The sequence below is a fragment of the Agromyces subbeticus DSM 16689 genome (assembly GCF_000421565.1).
Lineage (GTDB): Bacteria > Actinomycetota > Actinomycetes > Actinomycetales > Microbacteriaceae > Agromyces > Agromyces subbeticus.
This window is the reverse complement of the sequence record NZ_ATXG01000001.1, coordinates 408,797-429,253: the sequence shown is the minus strand read 5'-3', so window position 1 is coordinate 429,253 and position 20,457 is coordinate 408,797. Positions and strand designations below refer to the sequence as shown.

At 69.3% G+C, this 20,457-nt stretch carries 13 protein-coding genes; 6 read left to right on the top strand and 7 right to left on the bottom strand.

What is annotated here, in order from left to right; genetic code table 11:
- Positions 1-8: 8 nt before the first annotated feature.
- Positions 9-2,714, bottom strand: a complete 2,706-nt coding sequence (locus H521_RS25345; protein WP_022891354.1) for a LamG-like jellyroll fold domain-containing protein — start codon at positions 2,712-2,714, stop codon at positions 9-11.
- Between the two features lie 227 nt (positions 2,715-2,941).
- Here H521_RS25345 and H521_RS20960 point away from each other — a divergent pair, with 227 nt between their 5' ends.
- The 3 genes from H521_RS20960 (at position 2,942) to H521_RS20950 (ending at position 11,114) form a co-directional block, all read left to right on the top strand.
- Complete coding sequence (locus tag H521_RS20960) at positions 2,942-5,911, top strand: immunoglobulin-like domain-containing protein (protein ID WP_156891243.1); 2,970 nt, start codon at positions 2,942-2,944, stop codon at positions 5,909-5,911.
- Between the two features lie 113 nt (positions 5,912-6,024).
- Positions 6,025-8,916 (top strand): immunoglobulin-like domain-containing protein, encoded by a 2,892-nt coding sequence (locus H521_RS20955; protein WP_022891352.1) that lies wholly within the window; start codon positions 6,025-6,027, stop codon positions 8,914-8,916.
- A complete protein-coding gene (locus H521_RS20950; protein ID WP_084511804.1) occupies positions 8,910-11,114 on the top strand; it encodes a family 43 glycosylhydrolase in 2,205 nt (734 codons plus the stop codon). The genes H521_RS20955 and H521_RS20950 overlap by 7 nt, the downstream gene beginning before the upstream one ends.
- A 125-nt stretch (positions 11,115-11,239) precedes the next feature.
- On the opposite strand, the gene H521_RS0101955 is transcribed toward H521_RS20950, so the two are convergent.
- Positions 11,240-11,782, bottom strand: a complete 543-nt coding sequence (locus H521_RS0101955; protein WP_022891350.1) for a dihydrofolate reductase family protein — start codon at positions 11,780-11,782, stop codon at positions 11,240-11,242.
- Positions 11,783-11,906: 124 nt separating this feature from the next.
- On the opposite strand from H521_RS0101955, the gene H521_RS0101950 reads away from it, so the two are divergent.
- Positions 11,907-12,527 (top strand): TetR/AcrR family transcriptional regulator, encoded by a 621-nt coding sequence (locus tag H521_RS0101950; RefSeq protein WP_022891349.1) that lies wholly within the window; start codon positions 11,907-11,909, stop codon positions 12,525-12,527.
- Positions 12,528-12,587: 60 nt separating this feature from the next.
- Here the strand turns inward: H521_RS0101950 and H521_RS0101945 are convergent, their stop codons facing one another.
- A complete protein-coding gene (locus tag H521_RS0101945) occupies positions 12,588-13,214 on the bottom strand; it encodes an isochorismatase family protein (RefSeq protein WP_022891348.1) in 627 nt (208 codons plus the stop codon).
- 127 nt (positions 13,215-13,341) lie between these two features.
- On the opposite strand from H521_RS0101945, the gene H521_RS0101940 reads away from it, so the two are divergent.
- Positions 13,342-14,289: a GlxA family transcriptional regulator gene (locus H521_RS0101940; RefSeq protein ID WP_022891347.1), complete on the top strand. Its 948-nt coding sequence runs from the start codon at positions 13,342-13,344 to the stop codon at positions 14,287-14,289.
- A 31-nt stretch (positions 14,290-14,320) separates the two neighbouring features.
- On the opposite strand, the gene H521_RS0101935 is transcribed toward H521_RS0101940, so the two are convergent.
- Positions 14,321-15,313: a diacylglycerol/lipid kinase family protein gene (locus tag H521_RS0101935; protein ID WP_051159123.1), complete on the bottom strand. Its 993-nt coding sequence runs from the start codon at positions 15,311-15,313 to the stop codon at positions 14,321-14,323.
- 159 nt (positions 15,314-15,472) lie between these two features.
- On the opposite strand from H521_RS0101935, the gene H521_RS0101930 reads away from it, so the two are divergent.
- A complete protein-coding gene (locus H521_RS0101930) occupies positions 15,473-16,681 on the top strand; it encodes a Fic family protein (RefSeq protein ID WP_022891345.1) in 1,209 nt (402 codons plus the stop codon).
- Positions 16,682-16,929: 248 nt separating this feature from the next.
- On the opposite strand, the gene H521_RS0101925 is transcribed toward H521_RS0101930, so the two are convergent.
- The 3 genes from H521_RS0101925 to H521_RS20945 are packed head-to-tail and all read right to left on the bottom strand — an operon-like array spanning position 16,930 to position 20,452.
- The gene (locus H521_RS0101925; RefSeq protein WP_022891344.1) at positions 16,930-17,877 is read right to left on the bottom strand and encodes an ROK family protein; all 948 of its coding nucleotides are present in this window, start codon (positions 17,875-17,877) and stop codon (positions 16,930-16,932) included.
- Positions 17,874-18,923, bottom strand: coding sequence for an SIS domain-containing protein (locus H521_RS0101920; RefSeq protein ID WP_022891343.1), 1,050 nt, complete (start codon positions 18,921-18,923; stop codon positions 17,874-17,876). The genes H521_RS0101925 and H521_RS0101920 overlap by 4 nt, the downstream gene beginning before the upstream one ends.
- Positions 18,920-20,452 (bottom strand): GMC family oxidoreductase, encoded by a 1,533-nt coding sequence (locus tag H521_RS20945; protein ID WP_022891342.1) that lies wholly within the window; start codon positions 20,450-20,452, stop codon positions 18,920-18,922. Before H521_RS20945 ends, H521_RS0101920 begins: the two co-directional genes overlap by 4 nt.
- Between the last annotated feature and the right edge of the window lie 5 nt (positions 20,453-20,457).

Below are 20,457 nucleotides of genomic sequence, written 5' to 3'. Positions count from 1 at the left end.
AAGGGAGGTCAGTTGCAGGTGCGCGCCGCGAACGCGGCCGACTGCGTGCCGCCGGCGGAGGTTGCTTCGACGTTGCCCGCCGAAATGGAGGCGAGGCGCGATGAGAACGTCAGGCTCTTGCCGGCACCGGCATCGAGCTGCACCGTCTTCGAGCCGTATGGGGTGACGATCGCGATCTCGGCAGCGGTCTCGCCGGTGTTCGCGGCCTTGGCGACGAGCACGACCTTGCCCGCGACGCAGCGGGTGTCGGCCAATACGGTGAACGACGGGCCCGCTGGCGCGGTCACGACCACGGTCGCGTTCACGGTGATCGCCGCACTGCTCGAGAGCACCCGGTCGGGCGCGTTCCAGGCACTCGAACCGCCGGCGCCGACCCACGTGTCGAGGTTGGCGGAGTACGTGCTCACCGTTCCGGTGATCGGGTAGGTGCCCGGGGTGTCGAGATCGACGGATGCCTCGTTCCACGTGACCGGCCGCGCCGCGGTGCCCCGGTCGTAGGCGAGCACGACGTCGGCGGTCGCCGGCAGCGCGCCGGCCAGTTCGTTCGGATCGCTGCCGGCGTCGACCTCGATCGAGCCGAGGTCGGATGACACGGCGGCCGCGGCATCCGCTGACCGAACGGTGTCGTACTGCGCCTTGGTGAGCGAGATCACGCCGCCGTGCTTGGTGCTCGGGGCCATGAAGAACGAGGGGTCGTTCAGCTGGCTCCAGCCCGCATCGAGGTTCGTCGTGGTCATCGGGCGGTATCCGGTCGACGGGATGACGTCGACGTAGAGGTACCAGCGCTCGTCGCTGTGGCTCTTGAAGACCGCAGGGCCCTCGACGCCGCCGGCGTTGCCGCCGGCCCAGGCCGCGCCGATCCTCGACTGCAGCTGGGTCCACGCGGTGCCCGGTTCCCACCAGCGCTCGGCGGTCGTGGACTCCATGTAGATGCCGTTGCCGAGGCCGTTGTCTTTCGTGATGCGGTAGGTGGTGCCGTCGTTCTGGATCATCGTGGTGTCGATGGCGTTCGCGCCGGTGTCGATGAACGACCCACCGTAGGCGTAGGTGCCTTGCGTGAAGTCGGTCGTGGCCCCCCACAGCACCTCGTTGTGGCTCGCGCCGGTGTGCTCGGGGTTCTCGTAGAGGTTCGACGACCAGTACATGACGAAGGCGCCGCGGCCGTCGGGGAAGTAGTCGTCGACCCAGGTCGCCTCTGGCGCCCAGGCCATGCCGAGTTCGGCGACCTCGCCGCCGTTCGCGTCGAGTGAGACGTCGAGGCTGCGCGGCTCGCCCCAGCTCACGAGATCGGTGGACTCCCAGACGAGCAGCTTCGTGCTGCCCTTGGTCGTCCAGTGGCACCAGCTCGTGCACGCGCCGGCACCGCCGTCGCCGCCGAAGACCCGCAGGTCGGTCGCGATGATGTAGTACGTGCCGGTTTCGGGGTTGCGAGTGAGGTACGGGTCGCGGATCCCGGTGGTGCCGAGTTGCGACGCGAGGATCGGCTCGCCGCCGTTCAGCGGGTCCCACTGCTCGGGGTCGTCGCCGCGTGAAACGTCGAGGTAGATCTTCTCGGCATAGCCGGCCGAGTCCTCGATGAAGTGCACCATCAGGTAGCCGTAGTCATCGCCCGCCGCGGCCGCGGGAGCCACCGTCACGGGAATCTCCTTCGACACGCTCACTCCGCGCACGGTGGCCGTCGCGGTCACCGTGCCGGTCAGCTCGGACGAGCCGGGTGCCGGCTGCACGGCCTGGAGCGTCGTACCGGCCGAGCCGAGCGCGAGACCGTCTGAGGGGTTCGACCAACTGAGCGTCGCCCCGTTGGCGGTGGGCAGGGTGATGGAGGAATCCGACATGTCGATCGGCTGGATCGAGTCGAGCGACGCCTGCGCGCTCGCTTGGAACGACGAGGCGTGCAGACTGCTGTCGGCGTCGGACACCGCGGCCACCTCGGCTGCCGACAGCGCGCGGTCGTACGCCCGGAACGTCGACACCTCGCCCTTGTAGAACCCGTCGGGCCACGGCGAGCGGCCGATCGCGTTGACGGTCTGGTCGGTGATCGAGGCCGGGGTCAGTGCGGTGGCCGTCTGCCCCACGCGCACCCCGTCGATGTAGAACGAGATCGTGTCGGCAGCGCCGTCGATCACCGAGGTGACGCTGTACCAGCGGTCGGGCACGAGCGGCGAGGTGGTGCGGGCGTTGGCCTCTCCCCCATTGCTCGCAGTCGTGATCGCAGTGCGCGCCGGGTCTTTCAGTGTCGCGAAGTAGTACGAGCTCGTGCTGTCGCTGCCGATGTTCCAGAGGAAGTGCCAGTTCGAGGCCATCGAGGCGTCGAACTTCGTCTCGACGGTGATCGTGGCCGACTGCTCCCCGGCGAGCAGCGCGTCGGGCAGGCGCACCCAGTCGGCCGTGCTGGTCTTGGCGCCGCCGGTGAAGCGCAGTGAGGATCCCGTCCAGAGGGCGTCGCTGCCGTTGACGACCGTGGCCGGCCCGAGCGGCGACGCAGCGCCGGCCGTGTTCGGCACGGCACTGCCCGTGGTCTGGGTGAAGAGGTACTCGGCCAGCAGGCCGTCGCGCGGGGCGTCGGCGGGGGCGGCATTCGGCGCAGTGTTCGGAGCGGCGCTGGCCGCGGTTGGCACCAGCGGGCCTGCTGCGGCGGCGCCCGCCAGGAGTGCGGCGCCGAGGGCGATCGCGGTGCCGCGGAACGCGCGGACGGTGGCGGCGTGCGTCGACATTGACAGCTCCTCGGGCCTACGACTTCGGTGGCGGGGCGAACCGGCGATACTCGCATTGTTACCGGTAACGCCAGACCGTAGCACACAGTCGAGAAGTGTCGCCAGAAGATTTCGGCAGACGGGCACTTCGTCACCGATCCTTGTTATTCCGGCAATGTGTCCGGTAACATTCTGGCGATCCGACGAACATCGTCGGGCCCCCGTCAATGGCGACTGCAAGGAGACCCATGCGCCCGTCTGCCGCTCTCCCCCCAACTCGTGCGCGACGACTGCTCGCCGCGGGCCTCACCGGCGCCGTGGTCGCCGGCCTGTGCGCCACGGCTCCGCTCTCCGCGTCGGCCGCCGAGCTGCCCCCCGTCACCGCTCACTACGACATGTCGCACGCGGGCGGCGCACTGCTCGACATCTCGGGCAACGGTCGCAACGCGGCACTCACCGGCCTCACCGACGCCTCGTTCGCCGATGCCGGTGGCGACGCCGTGCTCCGGTTCAAGAAGAACGGCTACGCCGCGCTGCCCAAGGGTCTCGTGACCGCAGCCGACAACGACTTCACCGTCGAGTACACCGTCTCGAGCCAGACCGCCGGCAACCAGTTCGGCTGGGTGATCGGTGACGGCGTCGGCGCATGGAACACCACCGCGCTCGGCAACCACGTGTTCGTCAACCCGCGCTCGAGCGAGTCTTCCTACGCCAGCGCAGTGCTCTCGGGAATCCGGGTGAAGACCGGCACGAGCAACGGCGAGGTGCGCCTGCCGAACGGCGGCGGACTCAACCCGGGCTTCACCACGCTGACCCTCGTGGGCAGCGGCAACACCATCACGCTCTACCGCGACGGCGTGCAGGCCTCGACGGTCACCCACTCGTACGCCATGAGCTCGATCGTGCCGGCCGGCACGACGCTCGGCTACCTCGGCCGCTCGCTCTACGCCCCCGACCCGATGCTGCAGGCCGACGTCACCGACGTGAAGTTCTGGGACGTCGCCCTGAGCCAGGCGCAGGTATCCGAGAGCATGCCGACGGCGGCGGCGAAGTCGGCCACGACCGACGCGATGCTGCGCGCCGACCTGCTGCCGACCGTGCTCGCGGGCAACCCGTCGGCCGATGCCGTCTCGCAGAACCTCTCGCTGCCGGCATCCGTCAACGGCGTCACGCTGAGCTGGGCCTCGAGCGACAGTTCGGTGATCTCGAACACCGGCGTCGTCTCGCGCGCCGTCACCGCCGACACCCCGGTGACCGTCACGGCCACGACCTCGCTCGGCACCACGATCTCCTTCGACCTCACCGTGCTCGCCGCCTCGGCGTCGGCCGACCTCGAGGCGATCTCGCTCGCGGCCCGCACGACCGAGAACCTGCCGCTCGTCACGACCGGTTCGGTCAACGGCGCGACCATCACGTGGACGTCTTCCGACCCCGCGCTGGTCACGCCGACCGACACCGGCTACACCGCTCCCGCGGTCGGCGCCCCCGACCCGTTCGAGGGCGGCGGCCTCGTCGAGCGTCCCGCCTACGGCGACGGCGATCGCGAGGTCACGCTCACCGCGCACGCGGTGCTCGGCGAGTCCGCCGTCGAGAAGTCGTTCACCGTCGCGGTCGCTGAACATGCACGCTCGGCGCCCGACGCCGGCTACGCCGCCGCCTACTTCAAGTCCGACGGCGACGAGAAGATCTACCAGGCCGCGACCTCGGGCAACGACTTCTTCACGTTCTCGCCGGTCAACGGCGGCGCAGCGGTGATCACGTCGACCACCGACACCAAGGGACTGCGCGATCCGTTCATCCTGCGATCGCACGACGGCGACAAGTACTACATGGTCGCCACCGACCTCTGCATCGGCTGCGGCACGGGCTGGGGCCCGGCCCAATCCGCCGGCAGCCTGAAGATCGAGGTCTGGGAGTCGGTCGACCTCGTGCACTGGACGCGCACGAACGGCATCGACACCGGCATCACGGTCAACCAGCCCGAAGCCGGCATGACCTGGGCGCCCGAGGCGTACTGGGACGACGAGCTGCAGTCGTACGTCGTGTTCTTCGCGTCGCGCCTCTATTCGGATGCCTCGCACACCAACACCGACAAGCTCTACGCCCGCATGTTCTCGGTGCTCACGCGCGATTTCAGGACCTTCACCTCGCCGCCCGCGACGTGGCAGGACACGGGGTACGCCCGCATCGACTCGACGGTCACCAAGATCGACGACTACTACTACCGCTTCACGAAGAACGAGGAGGGCGGTGCCGCAGGCACGCTCGAGGCCGGCAAGGACATCTTCCTCGAGCGTTCGAAGGTGCTCACCGCACCGACGACCTCGTCGAGCTGGAGCGCCGACCCCGCCACGACGTGGCAGCTCACCGACACCCGCATGACGAGCCTCGAGACCGGTCAGGCCGGCGAAGGGCCCGAGATCGTGAAGCTCAACGAGGGCGACCCGAACAACGTCTCGGGCGACGGCTACGTCTTCCTCGTCGACAACTACGGTGCCGGCGGCTACCGCGCCTTCGCGACGACGGGCGCCGAGATCGCCTCGAGTTCGCAGAGCGACCGGATCTCGCAGCGCTCGAACTGGAACGTGCGCCCGGTCGGCGGACTGCCGGCGAGCCCGCGGCACGGCGCGTTCGTGAGCGTGCCGCAGACGGTGCTCACGGCCATGCACGACTGGACCGGCATCACCGCCGTCGCGTCGACCACGCAGCTGACCGCCGACGGCCGTGACGTCACGGCCGAAGTGACCGCCGCCGACGACGGCGACATCGCCGGCACGGTGACGTTCTCGGGCGGCGACTGGAGCACCACGGTGTCGCTGCAGAACGGCACGGCGACCGTCACCGCACCCGCAGGGGTCGCGTCGGTCACCGCGACCTACGACGGCTACCGTGACGCGCTCGTGGCCACCTCCACGTCGGAGTCCGTCGACCTGCACGGCGGCCTCGAGCTCGACGCCACGGCGACGACTCGCTGCGTCGCCGGCAAGGTGCAGCTCGTGGTCACGGTGCAGAACGCCGACGACCAGCGAGCCGCGGTCGCGATCCAGACCCTGTACGGCGGCAAGAGCGTCTCGATCGCCGCCGGCGGCTCCGCCTCGGCCGCGTTCGCGACCCGAGCGGCGTCGATCGCCGCGGGCTCGCTCACGCTGACCGGCAGCACCGCCGACGGCAGCGCCTTCGAGGGTTCGTTCAGTACCCCGCCCGCCAACTGCGGCTGAACGAATCGGATGCCTCGGCGGCGTGCCGAGGCATCCGATTCGCCGTTCCGACCACCACGTTTCGACCACCACGTTTCGACCGGCAAACGGTTCGACCATCACGAAGGAGTGACATGCGCGACATCCTCGTGCGAAAGCTGCGAACGGGGGCCGCAGCTGCTGCGGCCGTCGCCGCCCTCGCGGTTGCGGGCACCATCGCCCCGCAGGCCGCCGGTGCCATCGAGGCGCCCGCCCCGCTGATCCACTACACCTTCGATGCCGCCGCCGGCGGTGTCGTCGGCGATGCGTCGGGCAACGGCTACGACGGCGTCATCAAGCAGAGCGGCGCCACGGTCGCCGCCGGCGCCCTGTCACTTCCCGGTGGTGCGCGGGCGAGCGCCGCCTACGTCGAGATCCCGACTGCCGGGCTCGTCGGCAAGAAGCAGCTCACGATCTCGACCTGGCTCAGCAACCGCTCGGGCCCGGCGAACGTCGGGGCCGCGTTCATCGGCGCGCCGGTCGCGTCGGGAGCCTCGTACTCGAGCGCCTACTGGATGCTGAACCCGACGAACCCGAGCGGCTACGTGAAGTCGGTCGTGACGAACACGGTCAACGCGGGCGCCCCCTGGGGCACCGAGGTCGGCCCCGGTGCGACGAACACCGCGACGACCGGCGCACGCACGCCGTCGGGCATGGCGCTCTACACGACCGTCATCGACGGCGTGAACGCGAAGCTCACGGTGTACGTCAACGGCCAGCAGATCGGCCAGCACACGATCGCGCGCGACGTGTCATCGTTCGGCACCAGCCTGGCGTCGTACCTCGGTCGCTCGACCTACAACGACCCGGGCTGGGCCGGTGACATCGACGACTTCGCCGTGTACGCCGAAGCGCTCGACGCGACGACCGTGCAGCAGGTGTTCGCCGACCAGGCGATCGAGCGCGCGACCGCGGCGGTGTCGCCTCCGGCGAGCGCGACGGCCGACTTCGCCCTGCCGACGACGAGCCACGGCGCATCCGTCTCGTGGGCGTCAGACGGTGCCGCGATCGCCGTGTCGGGCGGAACGGCGACGGTCACCCGCCCGGCGGGCGGCTCGGCGGACGCCGTGGTCACCTTGACGGCCGGCTTCACCGCAGGGAGCGCGACGGCGACCCGCAGCTACACCGTGACGGTGCCAGCGCAACTCTCCGACCAGGCGAAGGTCGACGCGGATGCTGCGGCCCTCGCCATTCCCGGAGCCGCCGACGTGCGCACGAGCTTCGCGGTTCCGACGACCGGAGCGAACGGCTCGACCATCTCGTGGGCCGTCACCTCGGGCGATGGCATCGCGGCGCTCCGCGACGGCGTCAAGACGGGCACCGCGACCATCGCGATCACGCGTCCCGCCGCGGCATCCGACGTCGTGCTCACCGCGACCGCGACGAGCGGCGACGCGACCGCCTCGCGCAGCTTCACGCTCACCGTGCCGGCGGCGCCGGCAGACGCGGCCGACCCCGAGGCCTATGTCTGGGCCTTCTTCACGGGCGAGGGCGCCGGTGCCGAGCGGGTCAGCCTCGCGGCATCCAAGGGCAACGATGCGTTGCGCTGGAACACGCTGAACGACGGCGAGCCCATCTTCACCTCGACGCAGGGCACGAGCGGGCTGCGCGACCCGTTCATCATCCGCTCGCACGAGGGCGACAAGTTCTACATGCTCGCCACCGACCTGAAGGTCGCCGGCCTGCCCGGCGGCTTCACGACGGCGCAGATCTCGGGCTCGCTCGGCATCGAGGTGTGGGAGTCGACCGACCTCGTGAACTGGTCGGATCAGCGGCACGTGCAGGTCTCGACGCCCTACGCGGGCAACACCTGGGCGCCCGAGGCGTACTGGGACGACGAGCTCGGCCGCTACGTGGTGTTCTGGGCGTCGAACCTCTACCCGGGCACCGACGCGGCTGCACGCACCGCCGTCACCTACAACCGCATGATGTACGCCACGACCGACGACTTCGTGACCTTCTCGGAGCCTCAGATCTGGTCGGACGTGAAGCGGGGAACCGGCCGCGGCCTGATCGACTCGACGGTCGCGAAGGTCGACGACACCTACTACCGCTTCACGAAAGACGAGGCGTCCATGACGATCCGTGAGGAGAAGTCGACCGACCTGCTCGCGACGATCAGCGGCTCGCTGCCCGGCACCACGGGCGCCGACGACGAGTGGACGCTCATCAAGGAGCAGATCGCGACCGGCCTGCCCAACGGCGAGCCGGGCGGCACGTACTCGAGCGGCGAGGGGCCGAGCATCTTCGCCGCGAACCCCGGTGACGTGAACGGCCTCGACTGGTTCCTGTTCATCGACCAGCCCTCGTATCACGGCGGCCCGAACTACTACATCCCGTTCGGCTCGAACGACATCGCCGACGGCTCGTCGTGGCAGCCACTGGGCGCCACGCTGCGCGAGCACCTGCCGCAGAACAGCGACGGCGGCAAGCCGCGTCACGGCACCGTGATCCCGGTGACCAGGGCCGAGTACCAGACGGTGCTCGAGGCCTACGCTCCCGCGGTCGCGGTCGCCGAGGTCGCCCCTATCGAGGTGACCACGCGCCCCGGCCAGGCACCGGTGCTTCCCGGTGCTTCGCTCACCATGATCGACGGCACCACCGAGCAAGTCGACGTCACGTGGGAGGGCGTCTCGCCCGCCGACTACGAAGCGCCAGGCACCTTCACGGTGCGCGGCGTCGCGCACGACGATTCGCGGATGCCGGTGGCGGCGACCGTGATCGTCGCGCCCGGCATCGACGTGGCGGCCTCGACCCGGTGCGTGGCCGGCAAGGTCGTCATCGTCGCCAAGGCCACCAACCAGTCGACCCAGGCGTCGAGCGTCACGATCAGCACGCCCTTCGGCGAGCGCGTCGTGACGATCGCGGCGGGCTCGAGCCAGTCGGCGACGTTCTCGAGCCGTCTCGCGACGGTGGCCGCCGGTGAGGTCTCGACGGCGGCCGACGGCGCCATCACCACGGCTGCGTACGGAGGCCGCTCATGCTGAGACCGTTTCGAACCGTGATGCGCGCGGCGCTGGTCGCCGCGCTCGCGTTCGGCGGCCTCACCGCCATCGACGCCGCACAGGCCCCGGCCGCTCAGGCGATCGGGGAGGACACCTTCACCAATCCCCTGGCGCCCGACACGGCCGATCCGACGATCGAGTTCCACGACGGCAACTACTACATGGTGGCGACGACGTGGGACAACAAGGTCGTCATGCGCAAGGCGCCGACGCTCGCGGGCCTCGGCACGACCAAGCCGGTGACGGTCTACTCCGACACCAACGCCGGCCGCAACGGCAACATGTGGGCTCCCGAGCTCGAGCGCATCGAAGGGCCGAACGGCTGGCGCTGGTACCTGATGTACACGATGGGCGTCTCCGGCAATTTCGGCACGCAGCACCTGCAGGTGATCGAGAGCGCAGCGGATGACCCGATGGGCCCGTACACCTACAAGGGCCGACCGATTCCGACCGACGACTGGAACATCGACGGCGCGTACCTGGAGCTGAACGGCGAGCTCTTCGTGACCTGGTCGGCGTTCGCGCCCGACGGCTTGCAGAGCAACTACATCGCACGCATGACGACGCCGTGGTCGGCGACCGGGCCGCTCAATATCCTGTCGCAGCCGACCGAGCCGTGGGAGGTCATCGGCCAACCGGTGAACGAGGGCCCGATTCCCCTGCAGAAGGATGGGAAGACCTGGATCGTCTACTCGGCGAGCTTCTGCGGCACCGAGGACTACCAGCTCGGCACGCTCGAGTACCTCGGCGGCGACCCCGTGCTGTCGACCTCGTGGCGGAAGAGCGACGGGCCGGTGTTCTCGAAGGCGAACGGCGTCTACGGCACGGGTCACAACGACTTCTTCACCTCGCCCGACGGCACCGAGACGTGGAATCTCTACCACGCCAACAACCGACCGAACGGCGGATGCAGTCGCGAACGCTCGGCCCGTGCGCAGATCGTGAACTGGGGCGCCGACGGTGAGCCCGACTTCGGTATCCCGCAGGCGACCAGCACGCAGGTGCAGGTGCCGAGTGGCGAGAACGCGCCGATCACCGCCCAGGTGGAAGGTGCCAGGTGGAACCTCGTCAGCCGCAGCACGGGGCTCTGCGCCACGGCACCGAGCGATGCAGCCGGTGCTGCCGTCGCGCAGGGCGACTGCTCCTCGTCACGTGCTCGCTTCGTGCTCGACACCACCGGCGACGGTTACCTGCGGGTCGTGAACGCGGTGAGCGGCGAATCGTTGGGGCCGGTCGAGTGCTCGACTGCCGAGAGCGCGGCGGTGGTGCAGACCCCGTTCCTCACCACGGGATGCCAGCAGTGGGCCGTCGCTTCGACGACCGGCGGCTGGTCGAAGCTCACGAACCGCACGAGCGGCAAGGTGCTCGACGCGGGCGCGGCGGCCGGCGAGGCGACCGGCGTCGCGCTCGTGCAGTCGACGGTGAACGCCTCGGCCGGGCAGGACTGGGCGCTGCGCCCCGCGGGCCAGGTCGTGGTCACCTCGATCGTCTCTGGCAAGTCGTTCGACCTGCCCGGGTGCTCGACGGCCGACGGCGCCATCCTGCAGCAGCGGGAGTACCTCGCTGCGCCCTGCCAGAGCGTCAGCTTCACCGCTGCCGCGAACGGCGAGGCCGAGCTGCACCTCGCCTCAGCGCCCGAGAAGTGCCTCGCCGTGGCCGGCGGGTCGACGGCCGACAGCGTGGCGGTCACGCAGGGCGCGTGCGCCATCGCGGGCAGCACGTGGCGAGTGCTCGTCGGCAACGACGGCACCGTCGAGTTCCGCAACGGCACGAGCCTGAAGGCGCTCGACCTCTCGTTCTGCGCTGCAGCCGACGGCACCCGCATCCACCAGTACAGCGTGCTGAACAACGACTGCCAGCGCTACCGCATCGCCTCGGTCGCGACCGACCCGGTCGCGACACCGGCACTCGAGGCCACGGCCACGGCGCGCTGCGTCGCCGGCAAGGCCGTCGTGGTGGCCACGGTGCGCAATGCCGACGTGGTCGCCCTCGACGTGACCGCGGCCGGCACCTACGGCTCGAAGTCGTTCGCGCTCGAGGCCGGCGCGTCGAGCAGCGCGGCGTTCTCGACCCGCACGAGAACGATCGGTGCAGGGTCGGTCACGGTCTCGGGCACCGATGCCGCCGACCCGAGCCGATCGATGACGGTCACGGCGGCGCATCCCGCGATCGGCTGCTGACGCTCAGCCCGCACCGCGGTCAGCACCACAACGACGAAGGCCGGTCGGGAACCTCCCCGACCGGCCTTCCGTCGACTCGTGGGCCTGACTGCCGAGTTCGATGAAGAAGGCGCGGCAGCCGCCGGCTACGCAAGAACGCGGTAGCGGAGGTGGGTCTCGCTCGCGAACGCCGACGTCTCGAGACGTTCGAGCTTGATGCGCTTGCGCAGTCCGGTGAAGAGCGAGATCCCCTCTCCGAGCAGAATCGGCACGACGTCCAAGTGGATCTCATCGACGAGCCCGAGTTCGAGGCACTGTCTCGAGATGCTGCCTCCGAGAAGGCTGACCCACTTGTCCCCCGCCGCCTGTTCGGCGGCTTCAACAGCCTGCGCGATGTCGTCGACGACGAAGGTGTACGTCACACCGTCCATCTCGATCGGTTCGTGAGCACTGTGGGTCATCAGGTACACCGGCACCTTGACCATGGCGCCGTACGGAACCTCTCCTTCTTCGATGGTTTGCGTCTTATTGGCGCCTCCGACGACGGCGCCGAGTTGCTGAATCACCCGCTCGACGACCTCTTCGTCTTCAGGAGCCGAGGGGAAGCCGTTCATCCAGTCGACCCCTCCGTCCAGGTCGGCCATGAACCCATCGAGGGTCACCGTCGCGTGAATGAATACCTTCGACATCTGCTTCTCCTTGAACGCGTCCGAGTCGATCTCATGAGAGGCGAGTCAGGCGACTCACTTCTGCCGAGAGTACCGACTCCGCTGACGTGAGTCAACCGACTCACCTTTGCGTCATACTGGATGCATGCCACGCGAACTCTCTGCGTACCATCGACAGGTCGCCGCCCAGAATCGCGCGGCGATCCTCGAGGCTGCGGCCGGCCTGTTCCTCGAACTCGGCTACGACCGAACTCCATTGGCCCGAGTCGCCGACAACGCCGGCGTCTCGAAGGCGACGCTGTTCAAACAGTTCCCGACCAAGGCGGAGCTCTTCGAGGCAACGGTGCTCGCGGCGGGCGCGACGCCGGACTCCGAGCCCCTGGAGCCGCCGTCCGACGACTTCCATGCGGGCTTGGTCAGTCTCGGCGAGGCATACGCCGAACTGTTGTCGCGGCCCCGAATCGCAGACCTGATCCGGGCGGTGATCGCCGAATCCGCGCGGTTCCCAGAACTGCGCGAACGCACGTTCGATTTCGGCACGCTGCCCGTGCTCCGGGCGCTCCGGCGCTTCTTCCAGCAGGCGAATGCTCAGGGAACCGCGAACGTGAGCGACCTCGACGTCGCCGCGGCGCAGTTCCTCGGCATGATCGCGACCGTCGTGTTCTGGCCACGGCTCGTCCACGGCAATTGGTCGCTCACTGACGACGAGGTGCTCCACACCGTCGACGAGGCAGCCCGAACGATCACGGCCCGCTACGGTCGGTAGGCACGGAACGGCCCCCGAGAGTGCGGATGCGCTCCCGGGGCATCCCGAGCAGGTCTTCGTTCAGCGCGCCGCGCCGCGGAGGGCGGAACCGGGCAGGTTGTCCTTCGGGAGCGCCGTGCCCTCACCGAGGGCACGAGTCCAGTCGTCGGTGGTACCGACGGCGGCGAAGTTCGAGTTCAGCAGGGCCATGAGCGTGGTGTGCACCGTCTCGGCGTCGGCGAAACCGGCGTCATTGGCGATGTTGATGGCACCGGTGGCGTCTGAGAGCACCTCCGCGGCCAGGCCGTGTGTCTCCGACTCGGCGGCCGAGGCGAGAATGCAGTTGTTCGTCATGTACCCGACGAGCGTGATCGTGTCGACGTCGTGCTCGCGCAACCACTCGAGCAGGTCGGTCCCGGCGAAGACGGTGCCGAACTGCTTCGTCACCGCCTTCCACTGAAGGCTCTGGCGCTGCGCGATCTCCGGGTGCAGCTGGAAGCCCTGCGTGGTCGGGTTGAACACGGGCGCGTCGTCTCCGGACGTGTGCTGGAACACGGCCACGGGAACTCCCGCAGACGTCGCGGCGTCGATCGCCGCGACGATCTTCGGCAGCGATTCCGCGTGCGGCGGGTACTGGATCTCCAGCGGTCCGTCGAAGTACTCCTGCTGCACGTCGACGAGGATCAGTGCACGACGGGGGGTGCTCATTGTCATCTACTCCTGGTGATTCGGGGAGTCGCGATTGCCGCGACCTCACGATACTGACGCGTCGCGCCCCCGAATGCCATTGGCACGAATGCCGCGTTATGATGAAAACAGGCCAAACGAGGGAACCATGAAGATCACGATCTACGCCTTCGACGGCGTGACCATGTTCCACCTGTCGGTGCCGCAGATGGTGTTCGATGAGGTCGCCCGTCTGGGCCTCGGCGACTGGCAGACGGTGCTGTTCTCAGACCGTGCCGGGTCGGTTCAGACCGCTGAGGGCTACAGCATCGGCGGCATTCGGGGGCTCAGCGCTGCCGAAGACGCGGATGTCGTCGTGGTGCCGTCCTGGGTCGACGACGGCCGCGACCCCCGACCGGCATTCCGCCGGGCGCTCATCAACGCACACGAGCGCGGGGCCACCGTCGCCGGCCTCTGTCTCGGCGCCATCGCAGTGGCCGACGCGGGCCTGCTCACGGGGCGCAGTGCCGTGACGCACTGGCACTCCGTCGACCGCCTCGCAGCCCGCCACCCCGACATCACCGTGGATGCCTCCGTGCTCTATCTCGACCACGGAGACGTGGTCACCTCCGCCGGCACGGCTTCGGCCATCGACGCGTGTCTGCACATCGTCCGCACACGCCTCGGGGCCGATGCCGCCAACCGGGTCGCTCGCAGTCTCGTCGTGGCACCGCACCGTGAAGGCGGGCAAGCTCAGTACATCGAACGACCGATCTCGGTGGGCGCCGGCAGCGAACCGATCGCCGCAACATCCGCCTGGGCACTGTTGCACCTCGACGAGGAACTCAGCGTCGAACGACTCGCCGAGGTGGCGCACATGAGCCGCCGCTCGTTCATTCGGGCCTTCCGAGTCACGACCGGCTCGACACCTGCAGCATGGGTGCGGTCCCGGCGTCTCGATGCGGCCCGCAGCATGCTCGAGACGACCGACCTCTCGATCGACCAGATCGCTGCCTCGTGCGGCTTCGGCAACCCGGTCACGCTTCGCCAGAACTTCGCTTCAGCCTTCGGCAGCACGCCGTCGAGCTACCGACGCCGATTCGATGCTCGCCGCTGAAACCGGCACCGCACCACGTCGAGAACTCTCTTCAGTGCGCGTGCGTCGACGGTATCCGCACGAGCAGCGAGGCCGGGTCGATCCAGGTCTTGAACGCACGCGCGTCACCGAAACCGTCGCCGTCGAGCTGGATCGGTTCCGGACGACTCAGTGAGACGACCAGCTCTGTACCGCGGAGATAGTTGAGTGCGCGTACTTCCTTCGTCGCGCCCATGAGCCGGCGGCCTGCCGTCGTACGGCGAAGCACGCCGTTCTCCCAGAAGATCTTGACCATGATCTGGACCCAGCCGACGAACCCCTCCGGTCGCAAGACCACGATGTCGAACTCGCCGTCGTCGACGGCCGCGTCGGGCAGCAGCAGGATATTGGCGGGCAGCGAACCGCAGTTGCCGATCATGATCGTGTGCGCACGCAGGGCGCGGGTCTTGCCACCGTTGAGCTTGTACCGCATTCGCAGCCGGTTCTTGTCGCCGAGAGCCTGTCCGATCGCTTTGACATACGCGAGCCAACCCGCTTTCGCCTTCAGCTCGTCATCGGTGTTCGCGAGCATCTTCGAATCAAGCCCCAGCCCCGCCATCACCAGGTACGCGTGCCGGTTGAGGGTGCCGCCCTCATCGCGGATCTCGATCATCGCCATGTCGATCGGACGGTCCACACCCGTGAATGCGGTGCGGAGTGAATGCTCTGAGTCATCAAGCGTGAGGTCCAGGTTCCGCGCCAGCAGATTCCCGGTGCCCGACGGCAGCAACGCGAGCGGCACCCCGGACCCGCGGAGCACTTCAGCGACGACCCGAACGGTGCCATCACCGCCGGCCGCGATCACGACATCGACACCCGCCTCCAGCGCTTCCCTGGTCTGGCCCGCCCCAGGATCCTCCTCGGTCGTCTCCAGCCACAAGGTGGGACGCCAACCGACATCCCGCTCGGCGGCATCCAACAGGGGCCTCAGCTCGTCCGCTTCCAGCTTCACCGGGTTGTACACCAGCGCAGCCCGACGCCCACCCTCGCTTGACACTCGGGACATCCCTTGCGAACTCATGCCGAAAAGCTACGACGGTTGCGCCGCCGACGAAAGGGCTTGCGCGCAAGCATCCCTGATGCCCCGCCCGCGGGCACCGATTGCTCCCCTTGCTATCCCCTCCATATCAAAGGCTAAACAGCTACCCTTTGCTATGCTTGGAGCATGACCACGGATCGGCAGCAAGCTCAGGCCGGCGTCTGGCCCGCGACCGCGTACGAGCCGCACCCGTGGGAGCGTACCGGCGATGAGGTCGCCTCACGCCGGACCCTGCGCGCGGCTCACGGCGACTATCAAGCCGCCGTCCCGCCGCTCATCGCCAGCACCCCGGTGGCGCTGGCTGCAGCAACGATCGCGCTGGCGGATGACGCCAGCCAGGAGCTGGCCCGGTTCGACGCGGAGGCCGGCACGATCGCTGCCCCGTTCGCCTCGATCTTGCTGCGCACGGAGTCCGCGTCGAGCTCGGAGGTCGAAAACCTCACCTCGAGCGCCAAGCAGGTGGCTCTCGCGGAGATCGGCGAGTCGCAGTCCGGCAACGCAAGACTGGTCGTGGCGAACGTTCGCGCCATGAGCGCCGCCATCGAACTCTCGGACCGCCTGGACGAAGCCTCGATCCTCGCCATGCACGACGCGCTCCTCCGGGATTCGGCTCCCGAGTACGTCGGGCGCTGGCGCGATGAGCAGGTCTGGATCGGCGGCGGGAGCATCTCTCCGCACGCAGCGTCGTTCGTGCCGCCTCACCAGAGTCGGGTGCCTGAGCTCATGGCTGATGTGGTTGCTTTCGCCCGGCGCACTGACGTGCCGGTGCTCACCCAGGCGGCGATCGCACATGCGCAGTTCGAGACCATCCACCCGTTCCCAGACGGCAACGGCCGAACCGGACGCGCACTTCTGCAGGGCATGCTCCGCCACGGCCGCCTCACCCGCAACGTCACTGTGCCTGTGTCCGCGGGGCTCCTGCACGACACCGACGCATATTTCAGCGCCTTGACCGAGTACCGGGCAGGCCGCCCGGACGCCATCGTGACGGCCGTGGCCGAAGCTGCGTTCTTCGCCGTGCAGAACGGCCGCGCGCTCGTCGGCGACATCCAAGCCGCCGCGACGCGCTGGGACAGTCAGGTCACCGCCCGAAGAGACTCCTCGGTGCACCGGGTGAAGGAGTACTTGCTCCGCCAGCCGGTCGTGAACACGAGGACGGTCGCCGCCCAGCTCGAGATCAGCGAAGTCGCAGCGCAAGGCGCCATCGATCGCCTCGTCGACGCCGAGGTGCTCACGAAGATCAGCGCCGGCAGACGAAACCGTATCTGGCAGGCGCCGGAGATCCTCGCTGCGCTGGACGCGTTCGGCACCCGAGCCCGCCGCCGCCGCGGCTGAGACTCGCGGCCAGTCCAGCGTCGCCGGCCACTTGCCCGAACGAGATTCCTGTTCAGAGGGCATTTATTTGTAGCGAGGGCGGGACTCGAACCCGCGCTCGTTGGAAACCGATCTCCCTTGCAATCTGTAGCGATCTCTCTCGAGAGGCAACGTCAGAATTCGGAGGGTCTCGGCTTCGGGGTCCGATCAACCGGTGTGCGGCGCCGTTCAGGACGAGCACGCCGACAGCACGCATGGTTTGTCCGTGATCAGGCCTGTGCCCGGGGCTCCTGCAGGGCGGCCCCGATCGCCCCGCCGAAGTCGCCGGCGGCCGAGAATCGCACCCCCGGATGCGCGCGGTAGACCTCGAGCTGTGACAGTCGACGCTGGAACGCCTCTGAATACTCGCTCGAGAACCGCGCCGCGCTGCCGCCGATGACCACGCAGTCCGGGCGGAAAACCGTCACGAGGTCGGCGACGCCCGCCGCCAGCAGGGTGCCGAAGCGCTCGAAGAGGGCGAGCGCGCCGGGGTGTCCGGCACGGGCCAGTTCGGCCGCCTGGTCGATCACGGCCGCCCCATCGGCAGGTATCGCCGGTGACTGCGCGATGAGCGCGGCGGCGGAGCGCTGCAACGCCGCCCGCGAGACGAGCTGCTCGAAGCACGCCGATCGCCCGCAGTAGCAGGGCGCGTCGGCGCCGTTCACGCTCAGGTGCCCTGCCTCGGGGTGCTGGCCGTCGGCTCCCCGCATCGGCTGAACCCCGCGCAGTGCTGCCACGCCGACACCCGTGCCGAGGGTCACCACGAGGGTGCTGGCGAACCCGCGCGCCGCGCCGGCACGCACTTCGAACACCGCCGCGGCCACGGCGTCGTTGTCGATCGTGACGGGAACGCCGAACGCCTCGATGAGCGGTCGTCGCAGCTCGACGCCCGTGAACGCCGGCAGCGTGTCGGGGTTGCGGATCATGCCGGCGGCGTCGACCGGGCCGCTCGCGCCGATACCGATGTACGCGATCGGCCGGTCGGATGCCACAGCACGCACTTGCTCGACGAGGAAGGCGACGACCGCCGTTGCGTCGGCCTCCGACGGTGTCGCGAAGGAGGCCGACGCGGCGACGGCCTCGCCGTCGAGCGCGACGAAGCGGGTGCCCGTACCGCCGAGGTCGATGCCGATGCGCACGGCTCCGTCCGAGGCATCCGATTCGTCGGCGAGGTTCACAGCTTGACCGTCACCTTGCTGCCGTAGGCGAAGGCACCCGGCTCGACGCCGTTCGCGTGGGCCACGGCGACCGCGAGCGACTCGGCGACGACCGACTCGGCCGCGAGCGCGGCGAGCGAGCCGTCCTGCTCGATGCGCAACGTGGTCGCACCGTCGATCTCGAGGTCGCCGACCAGCACGACCGCGGCGCCGGTTGCGACGAGGTCGCGGGCGATACGAGCGAGCGGGCCGTCGGGATCAGCGGCAGACGCCCCGAAGAGCACCGCCGTCAGGCCCGGCCCGGCGAGCTCGTAGGGCCCATGTCGGAACTGCCCGCCGACGAAGCCCTCGATCGGCACCTTCGACGACTCCTTCACGATGAGTGCGGCGTACTGGGCGGTCGCCGCCGAGTCACCCCAACCGACCGCGACGAGGCGGGGCCGGCCGAACGCGAGCGCCGTGCGTGCGAGTTCGGTCGTGTCGAACGTCACGAGCGGCGCGACGCGCTCAGCGGTCTCGACGATGTCGCGCTCGACGGATGCCTCGTCGTCGGCGCCGAACGCGGCGGCGATACGACGATGGACGGCGAGAGTATTGAGATAGCTCTTCGTGCTCACCGTCGCCTCCTCGCCGCTGCGCAACGGAAGGAAGAGGTCGGCGGCCCGAGCGAGCGGGCTCGACTCGTTCGCCGCGACGCCGATCAGCCCGCCCCAGTGGAGTTCGCCCGCCTCGGCGCGCTCGATGAGCTCGACCACTTCGCCGCTCGCGCCCGACTGCGAGGTCGCGATGACGAGCGTGTCTGGCGTGATCAGCCCGGGGGTGTCGAGCAACTGCCCGGCATCGACGGTCCAGACCGGCAGGCCGATCGAGGTGAGCGCGCGCCACGTCGGCAACCCGGCGAAGTGCGAGCTGCCCATGCCGGTGAGCACGACGCGCGACCACGGCCGGCCCGCGATCTCGGCGAGCCGGGCATCGGCGCCGGCCGCTGCGAGGGCTCGCAACGCCTCCGGCTGCGCGAAGATGTCGAGCTCGAACGGGGTCGGCCCGGCAGGACGCACGTTGCTCATCGGGTCTCCTCCGCTCCGGTCAGGGCCACCGTCGAGGCTTGGCCGTCGAGCAGGTGCCGCGCGACGTTCATGCCGATCATCGCGGTGGGCAGGTTGATGTTGCCTCGCGTGATCGTCGGCATGATCGAGGCGTCAGCGACATAGAGACCGGTGACGCCGTGCACCTGGCCGTCGTGGCCGACCACCGCCAGCGGGTCGCTCGCGGGGCCCATCTTGCAGGTGCCGGCAGGATGGCAGTAGTTCACGATGTCGTCGAGCGGGTCGGCGTCGCCGACGCGCTCGCCCAGCATCTCGGCGAGTTCGGGCTGCACGACCATGCGTTCGAGCAGGTCGAGTGCCTCGCCGAGCACCGCCCGGTCGTACCCCTCGGGGTCGGTGCCGTAGCGGTGGTCGATGATCGGGTTGGCCAAGTCGAGGTCGGCGCCGAGTGTCACGGTGCCTTCGGAGCGGGCGCGCATCGCGCCGCCGTAGAGCGAGATGGGCGGCAGCCCCGGGTGGCCGCTGTTCGCGCCCGCGACCATGAACACGTGGATGTCGTAGGGTCCGTCGTCGCAGCGGCTCGAGCGCGCCCGGCCGAGCGACTGCTCGTCGGGGTTCCAGTCGAGGGCGGCGAGTTCATCGACGAGACCGGGGCCCGCGAAGTCGAGCTGCACGCATTCGTGATCGAGCAGGTGCTTGCCGACACCCGGCAGGTCGGCGACGACGTCGATGCCGAGCGCCGCGAGCTCGTCGGCCGGGCCGACGCCTGAACGCAGCAGGATGGCCGGCGAGTGGTAGGCGCCGGCGGCGACCACCACGCGGCCCGCCGACACGTGAACGAGCTCGTCGTTGCGCTCGATGAACGCGCCGGTCACGGTGCCGCCCTCGAAGGTCAACATAGTGACCTTCGCGTCGCCCGCGATGACGAGGTTGGGGCGGTCGCGCACCGGGTCGAGGAAGACGAACGCGCTGTTCCAGCGAACTCCGTCGGAGATGTTCACCGGCATCGGGCCAATTCCCTCGGCCGCCTCGATGTCGTCGAGGTCGTCGGCGAACGGAAGTCCGGCGGCGAGCCCGGCGTTCACGAAAGCGCGTTGCGGCGGGGTCAGCTCGTCCATCGTGTAGCGGCGCACCCGGAACCGCTCGCGCACCGACTCGAGCAGCGGCTCGACCTCGGCCGCCGACCAACCCGGGTTGCCGAATGCGGCCCACTCGTCGTAGTCGTACCGGGCGCTCACCGACGCGGTGCAGCCGTTGTGCGCCGAGCACCCGCCGAGGATGCGGGCGCGCGGGAGGTCGAGGACGCCTTCGCCCGCGGTGCGAGTGGTGTGCAGGGTGTAGTCGTGCGACAGCGGGATCGACCGGCCGTCGAGCATGTCGACGGGCCAGGCACCATCGGAGAACGGGCCGTAGTCGGGGCCGGCTTCGACCAGCAGCACGGACTCGTCGCTGCCGGCCGCGAGCGTGCCGGCGAACGAGGCGCCGCCGGTGCCGCCGCCGATGACGAGCGTGTCGACGTACGTCGGAAGGGTGGGATGAGAGGTGTTCATGGGGT